Source organism: Streptomyces melanosporofaciens (assembly GCF_900105695.1).
In the GTDB taxonomy this organism is placed as follows: domain Bacteria; phylum Actinomycetota; class Actinomycetes; order Streptomycetales; family Streptomycetaceae; genus Streptomyces; species Streptomyces antimycoticus.
In genome coordinates this window covers 5,002,271-5,025,604 of sequence record NZ_FNST01000002.1, presented here as the reverse complement: position 1 = coordinate 5,025,604, position 23,334 = coordinate 5,002,271, and the positions used below count along the sequence as shown (strand labels likewise).

The following is a 23,334-nucleotide window of genomic DNA, read 5'->3' as shown; positions in this document are numbered from 1 at the left end:
GGCGGGGTCACGGGGCGGGCGGGCTCGGCCCGTCCGCTCGGGCGGTCAGCCCATGTGCGGGTAGCGGTAGTCGGTCGGCGGGACCAGGGTCTCCTTGATCGAGCGGGTGGAGGTCCAGCGCATCAGGTTCTGCTTGGCGCCCGCCTTGTCGTTGGTGCCGGACGCGCGGCCACCACCGAAGGGCTGCTGGCCGACGACGGCACCGGTCGGCTTGTCGTTGATGTAGAAGTTGCCGGCCGCGAAGCGCAGCGCCTCGCAGGTGGCGGCGGCCGCCGCGCGGTCCTGGGCGATGACGGCGCCGGTCAGCCCGTAGGGGGCGGCCGACTCCATCTGCTGGAGCATCGCGTCGTACTGATCGTCCTCGTAGACGAAGACCCCGAGGATGGGGCCGAAGTACTCGTCCTTGAAGATCTCGTTCTCCGGGTCGGTGGAGGCCAGCACGGTCGGGCGGACGAACCAGCCCTCGCCGTCGTCGTAGCTGCCGCCCGCGACGACCTCGACCGTCGGGTCGGACTTCGCCCGGTCGATCGCGGCCTTGTTCTTGGCGAAGGCGCGCTCGTCGATGACCGCGCCCATGAAGTTGCCGAGGTCGGTGACATCGCCCATGGTCAGCCCGTTGACCTCGGTGGCGAACTCCTCCTTGAGGCCGTTCTCCCACAGCGAGCGCGGGACATAGGCACGGGAGGCCGCGGAGCACTTCTGGCCCTGGAACTCGAAGGCGCCACGGGTCATCGCCGTCTTGAGCACCGCCGGGTCGGCGGACGGGTGGGCGACGATGAAGTCCTTGCCGCCGGTCTCACCGACCAGCCGCGGATACGTCTTGTAGTTCTCGATGTTGTTGCCGACCGTCTTCCACAGGTACTGGAAGGTCTTGGTCGAACCGGTGAAGTGGATGCCCGCGAGGTCCGGGTGGGCCAGGGCCACCTCGGAGACGTCCTTGCCGTCGCCCGTGACCAGGTTGATCACGCCCTTGGGCAGCCCGGCCTCCTCCAGAACCTCCATCAGCAGCACGGCGGCGTGCGTCTGGGTCGGGGACGGCTTCCAGACCACCACATTGCCCATCAGGGCGGGGGCGGTGGGGAGGTTGCCCGCGATGGCGGAGAAGTTGAAGGGGGTGATCGCGTAGACGAACCCCTCCAGCGGCCGGTGGTCGCTGCGGTTCCAGACGCCGGGCGAGTTGGTCACCGGCTGCTCGGCCAGGATCTGGCGAGCGAAGTGGACGTTGAACCGCCAGAAGTCGATCAGCTCACAGGGAGTGTCGATCTCGGCCTGCTGCGCGGTCTTCGACTGGCCCAGCATGGTGGAGGCCGCGAGCGTCTCCCGCCAGGGGCCGGAGAGCAGGTCGGCGGCCTTGAGGATGACCGCGGCACGGTCGTCGAAGCTGAGCGCGCGCCACGCCGGGGCCGCGGCCAGGGCGGCGTCGATCGCGTCCTGCGCGTCCGCTTGAGTGGCGTTGGCGTAGGTGCCCAGGCGGGCGGAGTGCTTATGCGGCTGGACGACGTCGAAGCGCGCCCCCGCTCCCATCCGCTTCACGCCGCCGATGGTCATCGGCAGGTCGATGGGGTTCTCGCCGAGCTCCTTGAGCTTGGTCTCGAGGCGGGCACGCTCCGGGGTGCCGGGCGCGTAGGTGTGCACCGGCTCGTTCACCGGCACGGGGACCTGGGTGACGGCGTCCATGATGGCCGTTGTCTCCTTCGATCGTCGGGTTGCGAGGTCTGCGATGCCGAGAGCGGTCAGCGACGGCCGACCAGCGAGCGCAGGAAGAATGTGAGGTTGGCGGGGCGCTCCGCGAGGCGGCGCATGAAGTACCCATACCAGTCTGTGCCATACGGGACGTAAACCCGCATACGGTGACCTTCCGCCACCAGCCGCTCCTGCTCGGCCACGCGGATCCCGTACAGCATCTGGAATTCGTACTCGTCCAGCTTGCGCCCGAGCCGGTGCGCCAGATCCTGGGCGATGGCCACCATCCGCGGATCGTGCGAGCCGATCATGGGATAGCCCTCACCGGCCATGAGGATCTTCAGGCAGCGCACATAGGAGCGGTCCACCTCGCGCTTGTCCTGGTAGGCGACGCTCGCCGGCTCGTTGTACGCGCCCTTCACCAGCCGCACCCGGGAGCCTTCCCCGGCCAGCGCCCGGCAGTCGTCCTCGGTCCGGAAGAGATAGGACTGGACGACGGCGCCGGTCTGCGGGAAGCGGGTGCGCAGCTCGCCGAGGATGGCGAGGGTGGAGTCCACGGTGGTGTGGTCCTCCATGTCGAGCGTGACCGTCGTGCCCGCCGCGGCGGCGGCCTCCACGACCGGGGTCACATTGGCCAGCGCCAGATCGTGCCCCCCGGGCAGCGCCTGTCCGAAGGCGGAGAGCTTCACGGACATCTCCGCGCGCCCGGCGAGCCCCTCGGCGGCCAGCGCCTCGGTCAGCGCCAGATAGGCGTCACGGCTGCGCAGCGCCTCGACCCGGTCGGTCACGTCCTCGCCCAGATGGTCCAGGGTGACGTCCAGGCCACGGGCGGTCAGCGACCGCACCGAACCCAAGGACTCGGTCAGCCGCTCCCCGGCGATGAAACGGTCCACCATCGGGCGGGTGACCGGCGCGGCCGAGACGAGACGGCGGATGGCGGCACTGCGCGAAGCGGCGAGCAGCACGGGTCCCAGCACGGGGCACCTCCACGATGACGGCCGACGAACGGCATCAACAACTCACCGTGAAACTTAAGGATGGCTCGGATCCCGGACCATCGACAGCTGTCACGCATCCGTGGCCGGGATCTCAGACATCTGTATGAGAATGTGAGGGGTGAAACCGGGAAGAGGCGGGACCCATGCGCGACGACTACCAGCAGCTGGTGGACGAGATCACGGCGGTGCTCCGGGCCCCCGCGACCCTGGAGAACCGCGACTTCGCACTGATCGCCTTCGGCGCCCAGGACAGCGAGGACCGCGATGACACGGAGGAGCCGGCGCTCGACCCGGTCCGCACCCGCTCGATCCTCCAGCGCCGCTCGACGGCGGCGGTCCGGGCCTGGTTCGAGGCGTTCGGGATCGCACGGGCGCAGGCGCCGCTGCGGATTCCGCCCGACCCGGCGGCCGGGGTGTTCATGGGCCGTATCTGCCTGCCCGTCCGGCACCGCGGAGTGGTGCACGGCTATGTCTGGCTGCTGGACGACGGCCATCTCTCCGATCTGGAGCTGGGCGGACCCCTGCGCACGCCGGACCCCCGGCTGGCCCGCGCGATGGAGACCGCGGACCGCATCGGGGCGCTGCTGGCGGCCGAGGCGCGGGCCGGGGAGGAGCTCGGCGAACTGCTGCGCGATGTGCTGACCGGGCCGCCGGCCGGCCGGGACGCCGCCCGCGCCGGGCTGCGGACCGCGCTGCGCGGAGCGGGCGACGGGCCGCTGGCACTGGTGGCGGTGGTGCCGTGGACGCCGGGGACCGGCGAGGACGCGGACCATCCCGGGCTCCCCCACCTGCCGAGCATCGTGGCCGCGTGCGCGCTGCCCGGGACCGCGGCGGCCGGGGCGGGGCTGGCGACGCTGGTCCGGCTGCGCGCGGCCACCGCCCTGGACCCGGCCCGTACGACGGCCGAACAGCTATTGCGCTCCCCCCGGGCCACCACCGGCTCTCCGGACGGGGCGCAGCCCAGGCCGGCCGCGGGGGTCAGCGCTCCCCGGCGCGGGCTGGAAGAGCTGCCCGCCGCCTGGCAGGAGGCCCTGGCCGCCGCGCGGGCGGCCCACGCCGATACGCGCCTGGGACCGGTCGCGGAGTGGTCCGCCATCGGCCCGTACCGTCTGCTGGCCGCGCTGCCCGAGCTGCGGCCCGACGCCGCCGTACGCCCGCTGCTGGAGCCCGCTCACGCCGAACTCGCCCGCACCGCCGAGACCTTCCTCGACTGCGCGGGCCAGGCCGGGCGCACCGCCGCGCGGCTGGGCATCCACCGGCAGACGCTCTACTACCGCCTGTCCCGGGTGCGGCAGCTCACCGGTCTCGACCTGGACGCGGGCGAGGACCGGCTGCTGCTCCATATGACCCTCAAGGCCGCCCGTCTCGGGCCGCCGCGGCGCTGACCCCCTCAGCCCGCGGGGGACGCGGGGGCGTCGGGCGCCGGGAGTGCGTCGGGGCCCGCGGGGACGTCGCCGACGATCCGCCGCATCGCCTCGACGAGGTCATGGGCGCCGGGCATGAGCTCGGGGTCGATGGCCATCTGGACGATCATGCCGCTCACCAGCGTCATATAGAACGAGCCCATGACCCGCGAGGTCTCCTCGTCGACGTCGCGCTCGTCGATGCCGTGGATCAGCCCCACCAGCCCCTGGCGTCCCTCCGGTTGGGCCCGGCCGAAGGCCGCGCGCAGCTCGGGGTCGTGCCGAACCTGGAGGATGGCCTCCAACTGGGACTGCCACATCGCCTGGTGCTTGCCGAACAGTTCGAGCACCCGGGTCCAGCGGGTCTCGAACCGCTCTCGCAGCGCGGTGTCCTGATCGCCGCCCGCCGGGTCGTCCACCTCCAGGGACCGCTGGACGTCATCGGCCCAGTCGCCCATCGCCGCGAAGAGCGCCTCCCGCATCAGGGCGTCCTTCGAGCCGTAGTGGTAGCCGATGGAGGCCAGGTTGGCGCCCGAGGCGGCCACGATGTCCCGCGCCGTCGTACGGGACCAGCCCTTCTCCTCAAGGCAGCGCTTGGCCCCGGCGAGCAGATCCTCTCGATGTCCCATGGCGCCAGGGTATCCCGATCCCATACGACCGTCCTAGACACCTGTATTACACGGCCGTACTAGACAGGCGTTTAAGACGCTCGTATATTCACCGCCATGACCTCGACCTCCACCGGCCCGCGCGCCGGGCGCAAGGAATGGACCGCCTTCGTGGTCCTGATGCTTCCGCTCCTCCTGGTCTCCATGGATGTGTCGGTGCTGTACTTCGCGGTGCCGGCCATCAGCCGGGAGCTGCACCCCAGTTCCACCCAGCAGCTATGGATCTTCGACATCTACGCCTTCGCCCTCGCCGGGCTGCTCATCACCATGGGAGCGCTGGGCGACCGCTTCGGACGGCGGAAGCTGCTGCTGTTCGGGGCCGCGGCCTTCGGCGCCGCGTCCGTCGCGGCGGCGTACGCACAGAGCGCCGAGATGCTCATCGCCGCACGGGCGGTGCTCGGGATCGGCGGCGCGACGCTGATGCCGTCGACGATGGCGCTGATCCGCAATCTCTTCCTTGACGAGAAGCAGCGGGCCACGGCGATCGCGATCTGGTCGTCGGCCATGGCGGGCGGCATCGCGCTGGGCTCGGTGCTGAGCGGGGTGATGATCGAGCACTTCTGGTGGGGCTCGGTCTTCCTGATCAACGTCCCGGCGATGGTGCTGCTGCTGGCGCTGGTGCCGCTCCTGGTGCCGGAGTTCAAGGACCCGAAGCCCGGGGCGTTCGATCTGCCGAGCGTGCCGCTGTCGCTGGCCGCCGTGCTTCCGGTGATCTACGGACTGAAGAAGATGGCCGCCGACAACGGCGTCAGCCCGATCCCGCTGCTGTGCATCGTGGCCGGTCTCGCCATCGGCGCCGTCTTCCTACGGCGTCAGCGCACCCGCCGCGACGCGATGATCAGCCCGGAGCTGTTCCACCACCGCGGCTTCGGCCCGTCGATCGCGCTCAACACGCTGGCCACCTTCGCCATGATGGGCTCGGCCTACTTCACCACCCAGTATCTGCAGTCGGTGCTCGGCAAGGGCCCGCTGGAGGCGGCGCTGTGGAGCCTGGCCCCGTCCGTCTGCGTCGGCATCGCCGGACCGGCGGCGGCCGCGGCGGTCCAGCGCGGCGCCAACCGGGCCCATGTGATCGGCGCCGGCTTCGTGACCGGGGCCCTCGGCTACGGGATTCTGGCCCTGGCCGGCACGGACGCGCTGTGGACGGTGCTGATCGGCGCCGCCGTCCTGGCCAGCGGGATCGTCATGGTGATGTCGCTGGTCACCGACATGGCGATCGGCACCGTCCCGCCGAAGCGGGCCGGTTCTGCGGCCGCGCTGCTGGAGACGGGCCAGGAGTTCGGCGGCGCGATGGGCATGGCGGTGCTCGGCAGCGTCGGCACCGCCGTCTACCGGAGCGATGTCAAGGACTCGCTGGGCGGCGGGCTGTCCAGCGGCGCGCTCGACCAGGTGCACGAGACGCTGGGCGCCGCCGTCGCGGTGGCGGGCAAGCTGAAGGGGCGGACCGGGGAGCAGATGCTGGACGCGGCGCGCGAGGCGTTCACCCACGGGATGCGGATCGCGTGCGGGGCCGGGGCGGTGGTCCTGGTGGCGGCCGCGGTGCTGGCCCTGGTGACGTTGCGTCGGCTGGAGGCGGCGGGGCCCGTGACTGGCGGCGCGGCCACGGCCGGGGATGTGCCCTCGACCGGCACGGATGTGCCCTCGACCGGCTCGGGTGTGCCCTCGACCGGCTCGGGTGTGCCCTCGACCGGCACGGGTGTGCCCTCGACCGGCACGGACGAGACGGCGGACCGCGGCGAGACAGCGGATCGCCGCGAGACGGTGAGCGAGGCGAGACGGTGAGCGAGGCGGCGGCGCCGGGGCGCTGAGCCGTGGCCCGCCGGAGGGAACCTCGCCGAGGTGGGGTCCCCTCCGGCGTTCCGCGCGAGGCGCGTTGACCGTTACGCGCGGCGCGTGACGGCCGTACGCCTCGAATCCGTATCGAACACGACGGCAACCATCTCCCGCCCGGCGGCAACCAGAGGACGGCGGCGGGACGACACGGCCGCCCGAGGGCTGAGCAGCCCCACGCGAGAGGAGTGACGCACCGTGCGCATCACCAGAGCGTTAGCGGCGGCCGGACTCGCCGCCGCCTTCCTGATCGGCGCGGCCCACACACCGCGGGCCGTCGCGGGCGAACTTCCGGGCGCCACACGGTTCTTCAACGACCCGGACGCGCTCGTCAACAAGTGGGTCGCCGCCAATCCGGCCGACTCCCGCCAGCCGCGCATCGCCTCGCGGATCGCCAGTCAGCCGCAGGCCCTGTGGTTCTCCCGGTACTCCCCCGGCACCGTCACCGCGGATGTCCGCAAGGTCACCTCCGCCGGGTCCGCCAAGGGCGAGACCCCTGTCCTGGTGACGTATCAGATCCCCAACCGCGACTGCGGCGGGGCCTCGGCGGGCGGTGCGCCCGACCTCGCGAGCTATGACGCATGGGTGCGCGCCTTCGCCGCCGGGCTGGGCAGCGGGCCCGCGATCGTCATCCTCGAACCCGACTCGATAGCGCTCATCAGCTGCCTCTCCCCCTCCGAGCTGAGCGGCCGCTATGCGTCACTCGGCCGCGCGGCGACCGCCATCCACGCCGCGAACCCCAACGCCCGGGTGTACTTCGACGCCGGGCACTCGGCCTGGAACAGCGCCGCCGTCCAGGCATCGCGGCTTCGCTCGGCCGGGGTGCTGACCAGCGGCGACGGCATCTACAGCAATGTCTCCAACTTCCGCCGCACCGCCGATGAGGTGGCCTTCACCAAGAGCGTGCTCGCCCAGCTCGGCACCTCCTCGGGGCTCACCGCCGTCATCGACACCAGCCGCAACGGCAACGGCCCCGCCCCCGACAACACCTGGTGCGACCCCCACGGCCGCAAGGTCGGCGAGAACCCGACGGCGAACACCGGCGATCCGGCCATCGACGCCTATCTATGGATCAAGCCGCCGGGCGAACTGGACGGCTGCGCGGGCGCGGCGGGCACTTTCTCACCGGACTACGCATACGAGCTGGCGGGCTGAGCGCACCCGACCTCGGTCACAGGTGGTCGATCTCGGTGAGGTCGATGTCGATGGTGAACGGGACCGAAACCTTCAGCTGGTCATGGTGGATGCTGGTGGGCACGTAGGTGCGGGTCACCGGGTCCAGCTCGAAGACATGGACCACCGGACGGCGCCCGTCGCCCTTCTCGACCAGCCAGAAGTGCCGAATCCCCGCCTCGGCGTAGAGCTGCGGCTTGCGCTTGCGGTCACGGTCCTCGGACTCCGGGGACACGACCTCCACCGCGAGCACGGCATCGGCCGCGTCATAGCCCGTCTCGTCCGCCTCCGCCGATACGGCCTCCGCGCGCAGGATGGAGATGTCGGGCTCGGGCCGGTTGCGCTTGTCGAGGGCGATGGTCATCTCGCGACGCACCCGCAGCGACCTTGGTGCCAAGGCTCGGAGAGCGGGGACCAACAGGTCCATGACCAGCGTGTGAAAACTCCTCTGCGGGCTCACGAAGACAAGGCTCCCGTCGATCAGCTCAGTGTGCGGCGGGAGCTCCGGCATGCGGTCAAGATCATCTGCAGTGAATCCGCCCGGGGGCGGAAAAGCCCAGGCCGGAAGCGGTTCAGCAGTCATGGTTCCTCCCATGGACGGGATTCTGGCCGCGTGACCAAGGGTAGCGGGCAGGAACGCAGGAGACGCCACCCACACGAGTGGGGCGGCGCTCACCGTTGACCCGTGCCGACTATGCGCCCAGCCCGCGCAGGAACACCTCGAGCCCCCCGAAGAACTCCCGCTCCACCCCCACGCTCCGCGCCTGGCGCGCCGTTTCGGCCATATACGGGAACGCGTCGGGCGGCAGCTCGGCGATCGCGACCGTGCCCGCGCCGGACAGCGGCCCGAGGTGTTCGAGCTGGATCGCCCCGATCACATAGCCGAGCAGGGCGCGCAGGGCGAGGACCCGCCGTTCGCCGTCCAGGCCCGCCTCGGTGAGGATCGCCAGCGCCGTCTCCGACCAGCGCAGTCCGCTGGGGGAACGGTGCCGGTGGGTGAGCGTCAGCGGGAGGACCGCGGGGTGGGCGATGATCGTGTCGCGCAGCCGCCCGACCATGATCCGGAGCCGGTCGTCCCAGGGGGCTCCGGGCTCCGGCGGCGTGGTGTCGACGGCGCTGAGGACGCGCTCGACCAGCAGCCCTTCGAGCTCCTCGCGGTCGTCGACATAGCGATAGAGCGCCATCGTGCTCATCCCGAGTTCCTTGGCGACGGCACGCATCGAGAGCCCGGCGAGCCCCTCGCGGTCGAGGACGGAGAGGGCGGCCGAGGCGAGCTGATCGGGGGTGAGGGAGCGGGGACGTGGCATGGCGGTTGACAGCGTACGGCATACGCTTACGCTGGTAGGCGTATGCCGTACGCTTACGAAAGGGGGCTCCCGTGGAGCCCGGTTCCGTCGTCGCAGCCCGCACCCTCACCCCCGTGACCGGCCCGGACGTCGCCGTCCCCGACTCCGGCCGGCTGATCCACCTTCAGTTCCGGCGCTTCGCCGGATGCCCCGTATGCAATCTCCATCTGCGGTCGATCGTGCGGCGCCATCAGGAGATCGAGGCGGCCGGAGTCCGGGAGGTGGTGGTCTTCCACTCCCCCGCCAAGGAGTTGCGGGAGCATACGGACGAGCTGCCGTTCGCCGTCGTCGCCGACCCCGGGAAGCGGCTCTACCGGGAGTTCGGGGTGGAGCAGGCGCCCAGGGCCCTGCTCAGCCCGCGCGCCTGGGGGCCGATCGCGCGGGCGCTGCTGACCGGCGTATGGGCGGTGGTCCGGGGCCGGGAGAAGCTCCCCGCGCCCAGCCAGCCCGGGGGCCGACTGGGGCTGCCCGCGGACTTCCTGATCGGCGGGGACGGCCGCGTCATCGCCGCCAAGCACGGCGAACACGCCTATGACCAGTGGTCGGTGGACGAGCTGCTGGCGCTGGCCGCCCGCGCACCGCGCCCCGATCCGGCCCCCTGACCCACCACCGCCGCAGGCCCTCCGCTCCGGGGGTGGAGCGAAGGGCCCGCGGGAGGCGAGGCACCGTCAGCCCAGGTGCGCGGGGAGCGGGGTGGCGCCTTCGGCACCCGGCTCCCGCACGGGACGCGGGGTGTTCATCAGCAGCGCGACGACCACCGCGGCGCCCACGAGAATCGCGGAGGAGACGACGAAGGCGTGCGAGAAGCCCTCCACCAGACCGGCCTTGGCGGTCCGCGGTGTCATCCGCGCGGCGTGCGAGGCCATGTAGTCGGAGGTCGCGCTGGTGGCGATGGTGTTGAGCATCGCCGTGCCGATCGAACCGCCGATCTGCTGGGCGGTGTTGACGGTGGCGGAGGCGACGCCCGCGTCCCCCTCCCCCACCCCATGGGTCGCGTAGTTCATCGAGGGCGCCATCACCAGGCCCATCCCGAAGCCGACCAGGAGCTCGGCGGGCAGCACCCCCGCCGCGTACGAGCTGTCGACGTCCAGGGGCACCAGCAGCGCGACACCGGTGGCCGCGATCAGCAGACCGGGCGCCACCAGCAGGCGCGGCGGCACCTTGGGGATGAGGCGGGAGGCGACACCGCCCGCGCCGACCAACACCGCCCCGGTCATCGGCAGGAACGCCACACCGGTGAGCAGCGCCGAGTACCCCTTGACGAGCTGCATGTAGTACGTGAGGAAGAGGAACATCGCGAACATGCCGACCACCGAGAGGCCGACCGCCAGATAGGCGCTGCCACGGGTGCGGTCCCCCACCACGCGCGGCGGCAGCAGCGGCCGCGCCACGCTCCGCTCCACCAGGACGAAGGCGAGGAGCAGCACCGCGCCCACGATGAGCAGTCCGGTCACCAGCCGGGAGTCCCAGCCCTCGGACTCGGCCTCGCTGCATCCGTAGACCACGGCCACCAGCCCGCACACCGCCAGCAGCACACCGGGGATGTCGAAGCGGGCCCGGCCCTCGGCGCGGGTGTCGGTGGGCAGCACGGACCAGCTGAAGGCGGCGACGACGGCGATCGGCACATTGACGTACAGGCACCAGCGCCAGTCCAGGTACTCGGTCAGCAGCCCACCGAGGACCAGCCCGATCGCACCACCGCCCGCCGCGATCGCGCCGAAGATGCCGAACGCCTTGGCGCGTTCACGGGGCTCGGTGAAGTTCACCGCGAGCAGCGACAGCGCCGAGGGGGCGAGCAGCGCGGCGAACGCGCCCTGGAGGGCGCGGGCCGAGAGCAGCGTCTCGAACCCGGAGGCGGCGCCGCCGAGCGCGGAGGCCCCGGCGAACCCCAGCAGGCCGATGAGGAAGGTGCGCTTACGGCCGGTGTAGTCCGCGATCCGGCCGCCGAGCAGCAGCAGACTGCCGAACGCCAGGGTGTAGGCGGTGATGACCCACTGCCGGTCGCCGTCGGAGATGCCGAGGTCCTTCTGGGCCGACGGCAGGGCGATGTTCACGACGGTGATGTCGAGGACGATCATCAGCTGGGCCAGGCCGATGAAGACGAGTGCGAGCCAGCGCCGGGGGTTCGCCTCGGGTGGCGTCTTTGAGGGCTGGGACATGACCATGCCTTTCTGGTCGTGGCGAAGGCGAACGGAACGGGAGATCAGTCGGCGTCGGAGTCGCCGGAGTGGTCGGAGCGCGCGGCGCGGGCGTCGTCGATCACTCGCTCCCGGAGGAGCTTGAACGCCGCGGCGTCGACGGCCGGGCCGCCGAGCGGGGTGGTGGGCCGCGGGGAGCCGGTGGGGCGCAACCCGTCGATATAGACATCCAGTTGGCGATGGGCGAGGGCGTCATCGGCGGCGAACCGGCCGCCGCCGGGCAGCGGCCGCGACAGCCGCATGATCATCATCGTGATGTCGCCGAAGACGACATCGAGCCGGATCAGTCCCTCGGCCTGGGCGCGCAGTAGCAGCGCGTCGATCGGGTCGACGACATCGCCGGGGACGCCGTCGAGGATCTCGGCGACGGTGAAACGGCCCAGCAGCGCCGGCATCACCGAGCCGATCTTGAGATCCAGGGCGGCGTGCATGAAGCGGCGCAGCGCGAGATGGGCGTCGTCCTCCTCGGCGGCGGCCCGGCTCCCGGCCTCGACCAGCGCGCTCAGCACCTCGATGGCGACCCCTCGATGCAGATCGTCGCGGTGCGGAAACCGGCGGTAGAGGGTCGCGATGCCGACCCCGGCGCGCCGGGCTATCTCATCCAGCGGGGCATCGGGCCCTTGATCGGCGAAGACCTCGCGGGCGGCGCGCAGGATCTGCTCCCGGTTGCGCCGCGCGTCGGCGCGCATGGGCGGGACGTCGGCAAGGGCGTCGGCGTCGGTGTATGCGGACACGGGGCTCTCCTGACAGCGCATACGAAAGCTATGTGGAGAAATTTTCTCCACATAGCTGTGAGCGTAGCGAGCCGACCCGCATTATTCAACACGCGATGAAAAAGATCCGGAACCCCTCCGGCAGGCCCTGCCGCCAGGGCCGCACAACGATCTGGGCCCGGCCCCCGCCGAAGCGGGGACCGGGCCCAGATGGGTGACTGACTATGCGGCTCAGACCAGATTGACCGAGCGGGCCGAGGAGGCGCCGATCTCCTCGGCGATCTCGGTGAGCACCGGCTGCGGAATGGTGTCGTCCACCGTGAGCGCCACCAGCGCGGCACCGCCCGCCGCCGCTCGCGAGACCTGCATCCCGGCGATGTTGATACCCGCCTCGCCCAGGATCCGGCCGAGCGTGCCGACCACACCCGGGCGGTCGGTGTAGCGGAGGAAGGCCATGTGGTCGGCGAGCGCCAGATCCACGTCGTACTCCCCGACCGCGACGATCTTCTGCTGGTGCTTGGGACCGGCCAGCGTGCCGGAGATCGAGACCTCCTCGCCATCCGACAGGGTGCCGCGCACGGTCACCACATTGCGGTGCTCGCTCGACTCCGAGCTGGTGGTCAGCCGCACCTCGACCCCGCGCTCCTGCGCGAACAGCGGGGCGTTCACATACGACACGGTCTCGTCGACGATGTCCTCGAAGACACCCTTGAGCGCCGACAGCTCCAGCACCTTGACGTCGTGCTGGGTGATCTCGCCGTACACCTCGACATCGAGGCGGACCGCGACCTCGCCCGCGAGTGCGGTGAAGATCCGCCCCAGCTTCTCGGCCAGCGGCAGCCCGGGGCGCACGTCCTCGGCGATGACGCCACCCTGGACGTTCACCGCGTCCGGGACCAGCTCGCCGGCCAGCGCCAGCCGCACCGAGCGGGCGACCGCGATGCCCGCCTTCTCCTGGGCCTCACCGGTGGAGGCGCCCAGATGCGGGGTGACCACCACATTGTCGAACTCGAACAGCGGGGACTCGGTGCACGGCTCCTGGGAGAAGACGTCCAGCCCGGCCCCGGCCACCCGGCCCTCCTTGAGGGCGGCGGCCAGCGCCACCTCGTCCACGATCCCGCCGCGCGCGGCGTTGACGATCCGGAGCTCCGGCTTGACCTTGTGCAGCGCCTCGTCGCCGATCAGGCCGACCGTCTCGGGGGTCTTGGGGAGGTGGACGGAGATGAAGTCGGAGACCTCGAGCAGCTCGTCCAGCGAGAGCAGCTTCACGCCCATCTGCGCGGCCCGCGCGGGCTGCACATACGGGTCGTACGCGACGACCTTCATGCCGAAGGCGGACATCCGCTGGGCCACCAGGACGCCGATACGGCCGAGGCCGACGACGCCGAGGGTCTTCTCGCTCAGCTCCACACCGGTGTACTTGCTGCGCTTCCACTCGCCGTTCTTCAGCGCGGCACTGGCCTGCGGGATGTTGCGGGCCGTGGCCACCAGCAGACCGCAGGCGAGCTCGGCGGCGGTGACGATGTTGGACGTCGGCGCGTTGACGACCATGACGCCGGCCTTGGTGGCGGCCGAGACGTCCACATTGTCCAGGCCGACGCCCGCGCGAGCGACCACCTTCAGCTTCTTCGCCGCGGCGATGGCCTCGGCGTCGACCTTGGTCGCGCTGCGGACGAGGATCGCGTCCACACCGGCGATGGCGGGAAGGAGCTCGGCTCGGTCCGCCCCGTTGCAGTGCCGGATCTCGAAGTCCGGGCCCAGGGCGTCGACCGTCGCCGGAGAGAGCTCTTCGGCGATGAGTACGACAGGTTTACCAGTGGAAGCAGTGCTCACGTGGTCTTCAGTCCTCACTAGTCCTCAGCGGACGGCCGTCCCGACGGCCGCTGGCGGTGAAGGGGTCAGCCGCGTGGAAGACGCACGACGCTGTGAGCCTGACGCGCTTGCTGTTGTTGAGTGTAGTGGCGGTCGGGCCTACGTCATGTGCCGTTGCGGCAGGATCACCCGCACGTGGTGGTGCGCGGTGGACAAAGCGCGAACCGGGTGCGGCGGGGGTTCAGGGAACCCCCGCCGCACCCGGGGCACGGCCGCCGCGCCGCCAGGCGCGGTTACGCCTCCTCGTCCACCCAGCTCATGAGCTTGCGCAGCTCCTTGCCGGTGGTCTCCAGCAGGTGGTTCTCGTCGGCCTTCTTCAGCTCGTTGTACTTCGGCAGACCGGCGTTGTACTCCGCCATCCAGTTCTTGGCGAAGGTGCCGTCCTGGATCTCACCGAGGAGCTTCTTCATCTCGGCCTTGGTGGAGTCGTTGATGATCCGCGGACCGGAGACGTAGTCGCCCCACTCGGCGGTCTCGGAGATCGACCAGCGCATCTTCTCCAGGCCGCCCTCGTACATGAGGTCCACGATCAGCTTGAGCTCGTGGAGGCACTCGAAGTACGCGATCTCCGGCTGGTAGCCGGCCTCGACCAGGGTCTCGAACCCGGCCTTGACCAGCGCCGAGGTGCCGCCGCACAGGACCGCCTGCTCACCGAAGAGGTCGGTCTCGGTCTCCTCGGTGAAGGTGGTCTTGATGACGCCGGCGCGGGTGCCGCCGATGCCCTTGGCGTACGAGAGGGCCAGCTCGAAGCCGTTTCCGGTGGCGTCCTGCTCGACGGCCGCGATACACGGCACGCCGCGGCCCTCCTCGTACTGGCGGCGGACCAGGTGGCCCGGGCCCTTGGGGGCGACCATGCAGACGTCCACATTGGCCGGGGGCTTGATGAAGTCGAAGCGGATGTTGAGGCCGTGCCCGAAGAACAGCGCGTCGCCGTCCTTCAGGTTGTCCTTCACCGACTCCTCGTAGACCTTCGCCTGGATCGGGTCCGGGACCAGGATCATGATCACGTCGGCCTCGGCGGACGCCTCGGCGGGGGTGACCACGCGCAGGCCCTGCTCCTCGGCCTTCGCCTTGGACTTGGAGCCCTCGTGCAGACCGACCCGGACATCGACGCCCGAGTCGCGCAGCGACAACGCGTGCGCGTGCCCCTGGCTGCCGTAGCCGAGGATTGCGACCTTACGGCCCTGGATGATGGACAGGTCGGCGTCGTCGTCGTAGAACAGCTCGGCCACTTCGGGAACTCCTAGCGTGTGGGTTGTGCTTCCCACCGTATGACGGGCGGGCGGGGGAAGGTTTCGGGGTCTCGCCATACGGTCCGGCGCGCGGTGCGCGCCGGACCATGATCCCCGCTGGTGGGGCGGGTCAGGCGGACCGGTCGAGCGCGCGCAGGCTCCGGTCGGTGATGGAGCGGGCGCCGCGCCCTATGGCGATGGTGCCGGACTGGACCAGCTCCTTGATGCCGTACGGTTCCAGCATCCTGAGCATGGCCTCGAGCTTGTCGCTGCTGCCGGTGGCCTCGATGGTGACGGCCTCCGGGGAGACGTCCACGGTCTTGGCGCGGAAGAGCTGGACGATCTCGACGATCTGGGAGCGGGTCTCGTTGTCGGCGCGGACCTTCACCAGGACCAGCTCCCGCTGAATCGCCTGGCCGTCCTCCAGCTCGACGATCTTCAGCACATTGACCAGCTTGTTGAGCTGCTTGGTGACCTGCTCCAGCGGCAGCTCCTCGACATTGACCACGATGGTGATCCGGGAGATGTCGGGGTGCTCGGTGACGCCGACGGCCAGTGAGTCGATATTGAAGCCGCGGCGGGAGAACAGTGCGGCGATCCGGGCGAGGATGCCGGGGGTGTTCTCCACCAGGACGGAGAGCGTGTGCTTGGACATGGGCTCGGTCTCTCTTCTTCTCTCGGTCCTGATCTCAGTCGTCGTCGCCGTCGCCGAAGTCCGGGCGGGTGTCGCGCGCCGCCAGGATCTCGTCATTGGAGGTGCCGGCCGCGACCATCGGCCAGACCATGGCGTCCTCGTGGACGATGAAGTCCACGACCACCGGGCGGTCGTTGATCGCGTTGGCCTTCTCGATCACGGCGTCGAGGTCGGCCGGGTCCTCGCAGCGCAGCCCGACGCAGCCCATGGCCTCGGAGAGCTTCACGAAGTCGGGGACGCGGGTGCCCAGGCTCTGCTGGGCGGGGGCGTCGGGGCCGGAGTGCAGGACCGTGTTGGAGTAGCGCTGGTTGTAGAAGAGCGTCTGCCACTGGCGGACCATGCCCAGCGCGCCGTTGTTGATGATCGCGACCTTGATCGGGATGTTGTTCAGCGCGCAGGTGACCAGCTCCTGGTTGGTCATCTGGAAGCAGCCGTCACCGTCGATCGCCCAGACCGTACGGCCCTCGCCGGCGCCGGCCTTGGCGCCCATGGCGGCCGGGACGGCGTAGCCCATCGTCCCGGCGCCGCCCGAGTTCAGCCAGGTCGCGGGGGTCTCGTAGTCGATGAAGTGGGCGGCCCACATCTGGTGCTGGCCGACGCCCGCGGCGAAGATCGTGCCCTCCGGCGCCAGCTGCCCGATCCGCTGGATGACCTGCTGCGGGGAGAGGCTGCCGTCGGTGGGCTGGTCGTAGCCGAGCGGGTAGGTCTCCCGCCACCGGTTCAGGTCCTCCCACCAGCCGCTGTAGTCACCGGCGTGGCCCGCGTCGTGCTCGGCCTGGACGGCGACGACCAGGTCCGCGATGACCTCGCGGGCGTCTCCGACGATGGGCACGTCGGCGGCGCGGTTCTTACCGATCTCGGCCGGGTCGATATCCGCGTGGACGATCTTGGCGTACGGGGCGAAGGAGTCCAGCTTGCCGGTGACGCGGTCGTCGAACCGGGCGCCGAGCGCCACGATCAGATCGGCCTTCTGCAGGGCGGTCACGGCGGCGACGGTGCCGTGCATGCCCGGCATGCCCAGGTGGAGGTGGTGGGTGTCGGGGAAGGCACCCAGCGCCATCAGGGTGGTGGTGACCGGCGCCCCGGTCAGCTCGGCCAGCACCTTCAGCTCGGCGGTGGCCTGGGCCTTGATCACGCCGCCGCCGACATACAGCACCGGGCGCTCGGCCTGGGTGATCAGGCGGGCGGCCTCGCGGATCTGCTTGGCGTGCGGCTTGGTGACCGGGCGGTAGCCGGGCAGCTCGATCTGCGGCGGCCAGGAGAAGGTGGTCCGCGCCTGGAGCACGTCCTTGGGGATGTCGACCAGGACCGGGCCGGGACGGCCGGTGGAGGCGATGTGGAACGCCTCGGCGATCGTGCGGGGGATGTCCTCGGCCTTGGTGACCAGGAAGTTGTGCTTGGTGATCGGCATGGTGATGCCGCAGATGTCCGCCTCCTGGAAGGCGTCCGTACCGATGGCCTTGGACGCCACCTGGCCGGTGATCGCGACGATCGGGACCGAGTCCATATGGGCGTCGCCGATGGGGGTGACCAGGTTGGTCGCTCCGGGGCCCGAGGTCGCCATGCAGACGCCGACCTTGCCGGTGGCCTGGGCATAGCCGGTGGCCGCGTGGCCCGCACCCTGCTCATGGCGGACGAGCACATGCCGGACCTTTGAGGAGTCCATCATCGGGTCATAGGCGGGGAGGATCGTGCCACCGGGGATGCCGAAGACGGTGTCGGCACCCACTTCCTCGAGGGAACGGATGAGGGACTGCGCGCCCGTGACGTGCTCGACGGGGGCGGACTGCGGTCCGCCGCTACGGGGCCGAGGCTGGGGGTGATGGGACCCGGGGGCCTGCTCGGTCATCGGCATTCTCTTCTCGAAGATGAGGTTCGGTGCGGGAGGGTGAGGGCGGGCGGTGCACCGGGTGCCGGTGCAACAAAAAACCCCTCGTGCCGTAAGGCAAGCGAGGGGAGCGCGCCGGTGAGGGTCCGCAGGGCTTCAACGGGCCCTGCTCAGCCGACGCGCTGTCCAAGTACGAGAATTCGGGTGCGCATGGCTCCGACCCTCCCCCCGGCGCATATCGAGTGTCAAGTGGGTGGGACGGGCGTCTCAGTATTTGAGCGGGTCGGCGGATGGGTGTGCGGCTCCGTGCGGCGCGGACCATGGGATCCGCCATGGCCGGTGTGACCGCCGTATCGGATCGGCAGGGCGCCGCCGACGAGCAGCGGCGGCTCCGAGCGGGGGACGGGATAGCCGCCGCGCAGCAGGGCCCGGCGCAGCCGGTGCTCGTCCAGCGGTCCGCTGAAGGCCGCCCCTTGGGCGTGGGTGCATCCCATACCGCGCAGGGTGACGATCTGCTCGGGCAACTCCACCCCCTCTGCGATGGACTGCATTCCGAGATCTCCGGCGATCCTCAGCAGCCCAGCGGTGATCTTGTGGAGCCGTGAGGACTCGACCACGCCCTCGACCAGCCCGGGGTCCAGTTTCAGCACATCGATGGGGAGCCTGCGCAGCGCCCTGATCGCGGCATAGCCGCTGCCGAAGCCGTCCAGGGCGATCCGCACCCCCAGGCGGCGCAGCGCGCCGAGGCGGTGCTCGAGCTCGTCGAGCGGCACCCGTGGATCGCTGTCGGTCAGCTCCAGGATCAGCGCGCCGGAGGGCAGCCCATGGCGGGCCAGCAGGGTCTCCACGGCCTTGGGCGGCAACGACTTGTCGACCAGCCGGCTCGCGGGGAGCCGTACGCAGACCGGGACCGGATGGCCGTCGCGGCGCCGCTGGGCGGCCTGCTCGACGGCCGCCTCCAGCATCCAGCGGGACAGCTCTGCGGTGCGGGCCGTGTCCTCACCTCCTCCACGGCCGTTGTCGGCGACCCGGAGGAACTCGGCGGGGGTGAACAGGATCCCCTGGGCCGAGCGCCAGCGGGCCTGCGCCGCGACCGCGGTGATCCGGCCGCTGGTCAGCTCGACGACGGGCTGGTGCAGCAGCACGAACTCCCCGTCGTGCAGGGCGGCGCGGAGTCTGGTGGCGACCTCGGCGCGGCGCGCCACCTCGGCCTGCATCTGCGGTGCGTACAGCTCGACGCGGTTCTTGCCCGCGGCCTTGGCGCGGTACATCGCCAGGTCGGCGTTGCGCATCAGGGCGCCGGGGCTGGTGCCGGGCTCGGCGAAGGCGACGCCGATGCTGGCGGCCACGCGGACCTCGGTGCCGCCCTCGACCCGGTAGGGCTGGGAGAGCCGGACCCGCAGCCGGTCGGCGATCTCCATGATGCGCTGCTCGCGGGCGCCCACGTCCCCCGCGCCGTCGCCGTCGCCGATGATGAGGGCGGCGAACTCGTCGCCCCCGAGCCGGGCCGCGCAGTCGCCGGACCCGGACCGCACGGACTCCTGGAGCCGGCGGGCGGCCTGGACCAGCAGCTCGTCACCGGCGTGGTGGCCGACGGTGTCGTTGACCGCCTTGAAGCCGTCGAGGTCGATGAAGAACACGGCGGTGCCGGCGTCCGTACGGCGGCGGCCTCCGACGGCGTGCCGGACCCGCCGGGTGAACAGGGCGCGGTTGGGCAGATCGGTGAGCGGGTCGTGCTCGGCGTTGTGCTGCAGCTGGGCCTGGAGCCGGACCCGCTCGGTGACATCGCGGCTGTTGAAGATCAGCCCGCCGTGGTGGCGGTTGACCGTGGACTCCACGTTGAGCCAGTCGCCGGAGCCGGAGCGGAAGCGGCACTCGATGCGCGTCGTGGGCTCCTGGCCCGGTGAGGCGGCCAGGAAACGGCGGACCTCGTGGACCACCGACCCGAGGTCCTCGGGGTGGATGAGGGAGGCCAGCTCGGAGCCGACCATCTCGTCCGCGTCGCGGCCGTAGACGCCGGTGGCGGCCGGGCTGACGTAGCGGAGGATCCCGGTGGGTGCGGCGATCATGATCACATCGCTGGAGCTCTGCACCAGGGAGCGGAAGTGGTTCTCCTTCTCGGCGAGCTCCTGGGTGAGCCTGATGTTGTCCATCAGCATGATCGCTTGTCGGACGACGAGCGCGAGCACGACCGCGCAGGCGGTGGAGAGCACCACCCCGTCGATCGGCCGGCCGTCCATCACGTTGAACAGGACCCCCAGGGTGCAGACGGCGGCGGCGAGATACGGCGCGAGTGCGGCGAGCGAGCCCGCGATGGGGACGCTCTGCTGCGCGGGACGGCGCGCCGACGGCGGCTCCTGGGCGGCCTCGCGGCGGGCCACCCACGGGGCGTAGGCCAGCAGCGCGGAACCGGCGAACCATCCGGCGTCGAGTATCTGCCCGGAGCGGTAGTGCTCGCGCAGCAGCGGTGAGGTGAACAGCGCGTCGCACAGCACGGTGAGCGCGAAGGCGGCGATCGCGGTGTTGACCGCGGAGCGGTTGCCCGTCGAGCGCCGGAAGTGGAGCACGATCACCATGCTGACGAGCACGATGTCCAGCAGCGGATAGGCGAGCGCCAGGGCCCCGCGGGCCACGGAGGCGCCGTCCCCGCCGAACTGCCCGGTGTGGGCGAGCGCGAGGCTCCAGGAGAGGGTCACCAGCGATCCGGCGATCAGCCAGGCGTCCAGCCCCAGGCAGATCCACCGGGCCCGGCTGGTGGGGCGCTTGGCGAGCACCAGCATCCCGACGATGGCGGGCGGGGCGAAGAGCAGGAAGCAGAAGTCGGCGGCGGACGGGGTCGGCACGGGGTGGCCGAGCACCACCTCGTACCAGCCCCATACGGCGTTCCCCAGCGCGGCCATGGCCGAGGAGGCGGCGAACAGCAGCCAGGCCGGGCGCAGTCGGCCGGCGTGCCGGCGGCCGTGCCACAGACAGGACAGCGCGGCGGCGAGCGCTGCCGCGCTCAGTCCGAAGTCACCCATGACAAGGGAGAGTTGGGTCGATCCCCAGCCGAGGATCGCACCCGCCGCATACCCGCCGCAGACCAGGGCGAGGACCACTTGCGGTAACAGCCCGGCACCGCCGCCGGAGACCGACGGCCGCGCGAGCACCGCTCCCGTGGCGCTCACTGGACTGCCATCCACTGCGTGGCGGACCACTGGCGCCGCGGGGACCCCGGGAGCGGTATCCCCGTGGGGCTCATCGAGTTGGAGATCCGCGCGGCTGCGCGGAAATGTCGCGGTCGACGCCTGAGCTGCGTCGGGTTGTCGGTCCATCGGCCATACATCGCCCGTCGCCCCCCTCGAGTTCCGGTCCATCGCTGACGCCGTCAGGTCAGTGGCGCAGCCCCCGCTCGGGACGATACACCAGACTGGTCACTCAGGGACATAGGCCATCTACGGTCCGTAACCGACTACAGCGTTGTATATACGCAGTGGAGTCAATCGGTGCCTGTATGTGCTGCCAGAGGCATGTCTACCCCGTCGTGGCGACGAGATGTGCCAGCGACTCGCCGCGTGCGAAGCGGTTCAGCTGATCCCTCAACAGCCGCTTGGCGCGCGGGAGGAAGGCGGACGTGGGGCCGCCCACATGCGGGGAGATGAGCACCCCTGGAGCGTGCCACAGCGGATGCCCGGCGGGCAGTGGTTCGGGGTCGGTCACATCGAGCGCGGCCCGCAGCCGGCCCGACTCCACCTCGGTGAGCAGGGCTTTGGTGTCCACGACCCCGCCTCGGGAGACGTTCACCAACAGCGCCCCGTCCTTCATCCGCGACAGGAACTCCGCCCCGGCCAGGCCGCGGGTGGCCTCGGTGAGCGGGGTCACCAGCACCACCACATCGGCTTCCGGAAGCAATCGGGGCAGTTCGTCGATCGGATGCACCGGGCCGCGCTCGGTCGTGCGCGGGGAGCGCGCGACGCGCGCCACCCGCTCGCACTCAAAGGGCACAAGCCGGTCCTCGATCGCGCTACCGATGGCCCCGTAGCCGACGATCAATACGGACTTGTCGGCGAGCGCCGGGCGGAAGCCGGAGCGCCACTCCTCGGCGTCCTGGCCCCGGACGAAGTCGGGGATACCGCGCAGCGAGGCCAGGATGAGGGTGAGGGCGAGCTCGGCGGTGCTCGCGTCGTGCACCCCGCGTGCGTTGCAGAGCCGCACCCCGGGCGCGAGATCCGCCAGCGCGGGTTTGATGTGGTCTATTCCGGCGGTGAGGGTCTGCACCACCCGCAGGTTGGTCATGGCCGGCAGCGGGCGGGTGCACACCTGCGGCGGCTTCATGTACGGGACGCAGTAGAACGCGCAGCGCGCCGGGTCGGTGGGGAAGTCGGGGCCGCCGTCCCAGTGGGCGTATTCGAGGGTGTCGGGCAGGCCGTCGATCTCCTCGGGCGGGATGGGCAGCCACACCAGGTCGCGCGCTTCGGATGAACCCTGAGTCGCATCGTGCTGGCGGAACGTATCGCTGTGATCTGCACTCATGCCAGGAGGCTATGCGATCACCGGCAGCCTGCAGAGGTTAGTTTGGGGTCCGAGGGAACGGGAGGGGTCAGGCGAGGTGAAGCGCAGGAAAATCGGAGCGGCGGCGCTCGAAGTGGGTGCGATCGGCCTGGGGTGCATGCCGATGAGCTGGGCGTACACCGCTTCGCAGCGCAGTGGCGAGACTTCGGTGCGCGCCGTGCACACCGCGCTCGACTCGGGCGCGAGCCTGCTGGACACCGCGGACATGTACGGCCCCTTCACCAATGAGCTGCTGGTGGGGCGGGTGCTCAAGGAGCGGCGGGGGGACGCCTTCGTGTCCACCAAATGCGGGCTGCTGGTGGGCGAGCAGCACATCGTGGCCAACGGGCGGCCCGGCTATGTGAAACGGGCCTGCGACGCCTCGCTGCGCCGGCTGCAGACCGATGTGATCGACCTCTACCAACTGCACCGGGCCGACCCGGAGGTGCCCATAGAGGAGACCTGGGGCGCGATGGCGGAGCTGGTCGCGGCCGGGAAGGTGCGGGCGCTGGGGCTGTGCGCCGTGGGTGCGCGGGCGCAGCGGAGGTCGGGCGCGCGGATGCACGACGCCACGGTGCGCCAACTGGAGCGGGTCCAGCAGGTCTTTCCGGTCAGCTGTGTACAGGCGGAGCTGTCGGTGTGGTCGCCCGATGCGCTGGAGGCGCTGGTGCCGTGGTGCGCCTCGCGCGGGGTGGGCTTCCTGGCGGCGATGCCGCTCGGCAACGGCTTCCTGAGCGGGACGCTGACCCCGGGGCAGGGCTTCGAGCCGGACGACATGCGGGCCCGGCATCCGCGGTTCACGGCGGAGATGATGGCCGCGAACCAGCCGATCGTGGCCGGTCTGCGACGGGTCGCCCAGCGGCACGGGGACGAGGTGACCCCGGCGCAGGTGGCCCTGGCCTGGCTGCTGGCGCAGGGGCCGCATGTGGTGCCGGTGCCGGGGACGAAGCGGGAGCGGTGGGCGGCGGAGAACTGCGCTGCGGCCGATGTGCCGCTCTCGCACGAGGACCTCGCGGAGATCGCGGAGCTGCCGCCGGCGCGGGGGTCGTGGGACTGAGGTGCCGCGGGCGGGCGGCCGGGGTGGGTGGGCGCCTGGTCCGGGTGCGCGCCTGGTCCGGGCCCGGTTCGGAGATGGGAACCCGGCGCGGGGCAGCGGTGTATAAGAA

18 protein-coding genes are annotated in these 23,334 nt (G+C 71.0%); 5 read left to right on the top strand and 13 right to left on the bottom strand.

Translation table 11 applies throughout. The features are described from left to right. Window positions 1-45: 45 nt before the first annotated feature. Window positions 46-1,677, bottom strand: coding sequence for an L-glutamate gamma-semialdehyde dehydrogenase (gene pruA / locus BLV72_RS24610; protein ID WP_093464895.1), 1,632 nt, complete (start codon window positions 1,675-1,677; stop codon window positions 46-48). A gap of 56 nt (window positions 1,678-1,733) precedes the next feature. Beyond that, window positions 1,734-2,660 carry a proline dehydrogenase family protein gene (locus BLV72_RS24605; RefSeq protein WP_059144148.1) on the bottom strand — a complete coding sequence of 309 codons (927 nt, stop codon included), beginning with the start codon at window positions 2,658-2,660 and terminating at the stop codon, window positions 1,734-1,736. A gap of 164 nt (window positions 2,661-2,824) precedes the next feature. Here BLV72_RS24605 and BLV72_RS24600 point away from each other — a divergent pair, with 164 nt between their 5' ends. Next, on the top strand, window positions 2,825-4,066 hold the full coding sequence (locus tag BLV72_RS24600) for a PucR family transcriptional regulator (protein WP_093464893.1): 1,242 nt from the start codon (window positions 2,825-2,827) through the stop codon (window positions 4,064-4,066). Window positions 4,067-4,071: 5 nt separating this feature from the next. Here BLV72_RS24600 and BLV72_RS24595 read toward each other — a convergent pair whose 3' ends face one another. After that, window positions 4,072-4,713: a TetR/AcrR family transcriptional regulator gene (locus BLV72_RS24595; RefSeq protein ID WP_208905712.1), complete on the bottom strand. Its 642-nt coding sequence runs from the start codon at window positions 4,711-4,713 to the stop codon at window positions 4,072-4,074. A 96-nt stretch (window positions 4,714-4,809) separates the two neighbouring features. Here BLV72_RS24595 and BLV72_RS24590 point away from each other — a divergent pair, with 96 nt between their 5' ends. Both BLV72_RS24590 and BLV72_RS24585 read left to right on the top strand, forming a co-directional pair. Next, on the top strand, window positions 4,810-6,534 hold the full coding sequence (locus BLV72_RS24590) for an MFS transporter (RefSeq protein WP_093464890.1): 1,725 nt from the start codon (window positions 4,810-4,812) through the stop codon (window positions 6,532-6,534). A gap of 246 nt (window positions 6,535-6,780) precedes the next feature. Further along, entirely contained in the window at window positions 6,781-7,737 is a 957-nt protein-coding gene (locus tag BLV72_RS24585; RefSeq protein ID WP_093464889.1) for a glycoside hydrolase family 6 protein, read from the top strand. 16 nt (window positions 7,738-7,753) lie between these two features. On the opposite strand, the gene BLV72_RS24580 is transcribed toward BLV72_RS24585, so the two are convergent. Beyond that, window positions 7,754-8,338 carry a Uma2 family endonuclease gene (locus BLV72_RS24580; protein WP_093464887.1) on the bottom strand — a complete coding sequence of 195 codons (585 nt, stop codon included), beginning with the start codon at window positions 8,336-8,338 and terminating at the stop codon, window positions 7,754-7,756. A gap of 109 nt (window positions 8,339-8,447) precedes the next feature. Beyond that, window positions 8,448-9,062, bottom strand: a complete 615-nt coding sequence (locus BLV72_RS24575; protein ID WP_093464886.1) for a TetR/AcrR family transcriptional regulator — start codon at window positions 9,060-9,062, stop codon at window positions 8,448-8,450. A gap of 71 nt (window positions 9,063-9,133) precedes the next feature. Here BLV72_RS24575 and BLV72_RS24570 point away from each other — a divergent pair, with 71 nt between their 5' ends. Continuing rightward, the gene (locus BLV72_RS24570; RefSeq protein ID WP_093464884.1) at window positions 9,134-9,703 is read left to right on the top strand and encodes a peroxiredoxin-like family protein; all 570 of its coding nucleotides are present in this window, start codon (window positions 9,134-9,136) and stop codon (window positions 9,701-9,703) included. A gap of 66 nt (window positions 9,704-9,769) precedes the next feature. On the opposite strand, the gene BLV72_RS24565 is transcribed toward BLV72_RS24570, so the two are convergent. From BLV72_RS24565 to BLV72_RS24530, 8 genes are all read right to left on the bottom strand, one after another. Beyond that, window positions 9,770-11,260: an MFS transporter gene (locus BLV72_RS24565; RefSeq protein WP_093470524.1), complete on the bottom strand. Its 1,491-nt coding sequence runs from the start codon at window positions 11,258-11,260 to the stop codon at window positions 9,770-9,772. 44 nt (window positions 11,261-11,304) lie between these two features. Next, complete coding sequence (locus BLV72_RS24560; protein ID WP_093464883.1) at window positions 11,305-12,033, bottom strand: TetR/AcrR family transcriptional regulator; 729 nt, start codon at window positions 12,031-12,033, stop codon at window positions 11,305-11,307. A 210-nt stretch (window positions 12,034-12,243) separates the two neighbouring features. Next, entirely contained in the window at window positions 12,244-13,845 is a 1,602-nt protein-coding gene (gene serA, locus BLV72_RS24555; protein ID WP_093464881.1) for a phosphoglycerate dehydrogenase, read from the bottom strand. Window positions 13,846-14,117: 272 nt separating this feature from the next. Further along, the gene (gene ilvC, locus BLV72_RS24550) at window positions 14,118-15,116 is read right to left on the bottom strand and encodes a ketol-acid reductoisomerase (RefSeq protein ID WP_059144139.1); all 999 of its coding nucleotides are present in this window, start codon (window positions 15,114-15,116) and stop codon (window positions 14,118-14,120) included. Window positions 15,117-15,246: 130 nt separating this feature from the next. Beyond that, window positions 15,247-15,771, bottom strand: coding sequence for an acetolactate synthase small subunit (gene ilvN, locus BLV72_RS24545; RefSeq protein ID WP_037948468.1), 525 nt, complete (start codon window positions 15,769-15,771; stop codon window positions 15,247-15,249). Window positions 15,772-15,805: 34 nt separating this feature from the next. Then, window positions 15,806-17,659, bottom strand: a complete 1,854-nt coding sequence (locus BLV72_RS24540; RefSeq protein ID WP_093464879.1) for an acetolactate synthase large subunit — start codon at window positions 17,657-17,659, stop codon at window positions 15,806-15,808. Window positions 17,660-17,883: 224 nt separating this feature from the next. Next, complete coding sequence (locus tag BLV72_RS24535) at window positions 17,884-20,805, bottom strand: putative bifunctional diguanylate cyclase/phosphodiesterase (protein ID WP_093464878.1); 2,922 nt, start codon at window positions 20,803-20,805, stop codon at window positions 17,884-17,886. Window positions 20,806-21,151: 346 nt separating this feature from the next. Further along, complete coding sequence (locus BLV72_RS24530; RefSeq protein ID WP_208905711.1) at window positions 21,152-22,150, bottom strand: 2-hydroxyacid dehydrogenase; 999 nt, start codon at window positions 22,148-22,150, stop codon at window positions 21,152-21,154. 76 nt (window positions 22,151-22,226) lie between these two features. Between BLV72_RS24530 and BLV72_RS24525 the strand changes: the two genes are divergently transcribed. Continuing rightward, on the top strand, window positions 22,227-23,225 hold the full coding sequence (locus tag BLV72_RS24525; RefSeq protein ID WP_093464876.1) for an aldo/keto reductase: 999 nt from the start codon (window positions 22,227-22,229) through the stop codon (window positions 23,223-23,225). Window positions 23,226-23,334 lie beyond the last annotated feature (109 nt).

Bases quoted from the DNA above. Each gene is read 5' to 3' on its own strand.
- pruA (WP_093464895.1), bottom strand. From the start codon at position 1,677: ATGGACGCCGTCACCCAGGTCCCCGTGCCGGTGAACGAGCCGGTGCAC.
- BLV72_RS24600 (WP_093464893.1), top strand. From the start codon at position 2,825: ATGCGCGACGACTACCAGCAGCTGGTGGACGAGATCACGGCGGTGCTC.
- BLV72_RS24595 (WP_208905712.1), bottom strand. From the start codon at position 4,713: ATGGGACATCGAGAGGATCTGCTCGCCGGGGCCAAGCGCTGCCTTGAG.
- BLV72_RS24590 (WP_093464890.1), top strand. From the start codon at position 4,810: ATGACCTCGACCTCCACCGGCCCGCGCGCCGGGCGCAAGGAATGGACC.
- BLV72_RS24580 (WP_093464887.1), bottom strand. From the start codon at position 8,338: ATGACTGCTGAACCGCTTCCGGCCTGGGCTTTTCCGCCCCCGGGCGGA.
- BLV72_RS24575 (WP_093464886.1), bottom strand. From the start codon at position 9,062: ATGCCACGTCCCCGCTCCCTCACCCCCGATCAGCTCGCCTCGGCCGCC.
- BLV72_RS24565 (WP_093470524.1), bottom strand. From the start codon at position 11,260: ATGTCCCAGCCCTCAAAGACGCCACCCGAGGCGAACCCCCGGCGCTGG.
- ilvN (WP_037948468.1), bottom strand. From the start codon at position 15,771: ATGTCCAAGCACACGCTCTCCGTCCTGGTGGAGAACACCCCCGGCATC.
- BLV72_RS24540 (WP_093464879.1), bottom strand. From the start codon at position 17,659: ATGACCGAGCAGGCCCCCGGGTCCCATCACCCCCAGCCTCGGCCCCGT.
- BLV72_RS24530 (WP_208905711.1), bottom strand. From the start codon at position 22,150: ATGAGTGCAGATCACAGCGATACGTTCCGCCAGCACGATGCGACTCAG.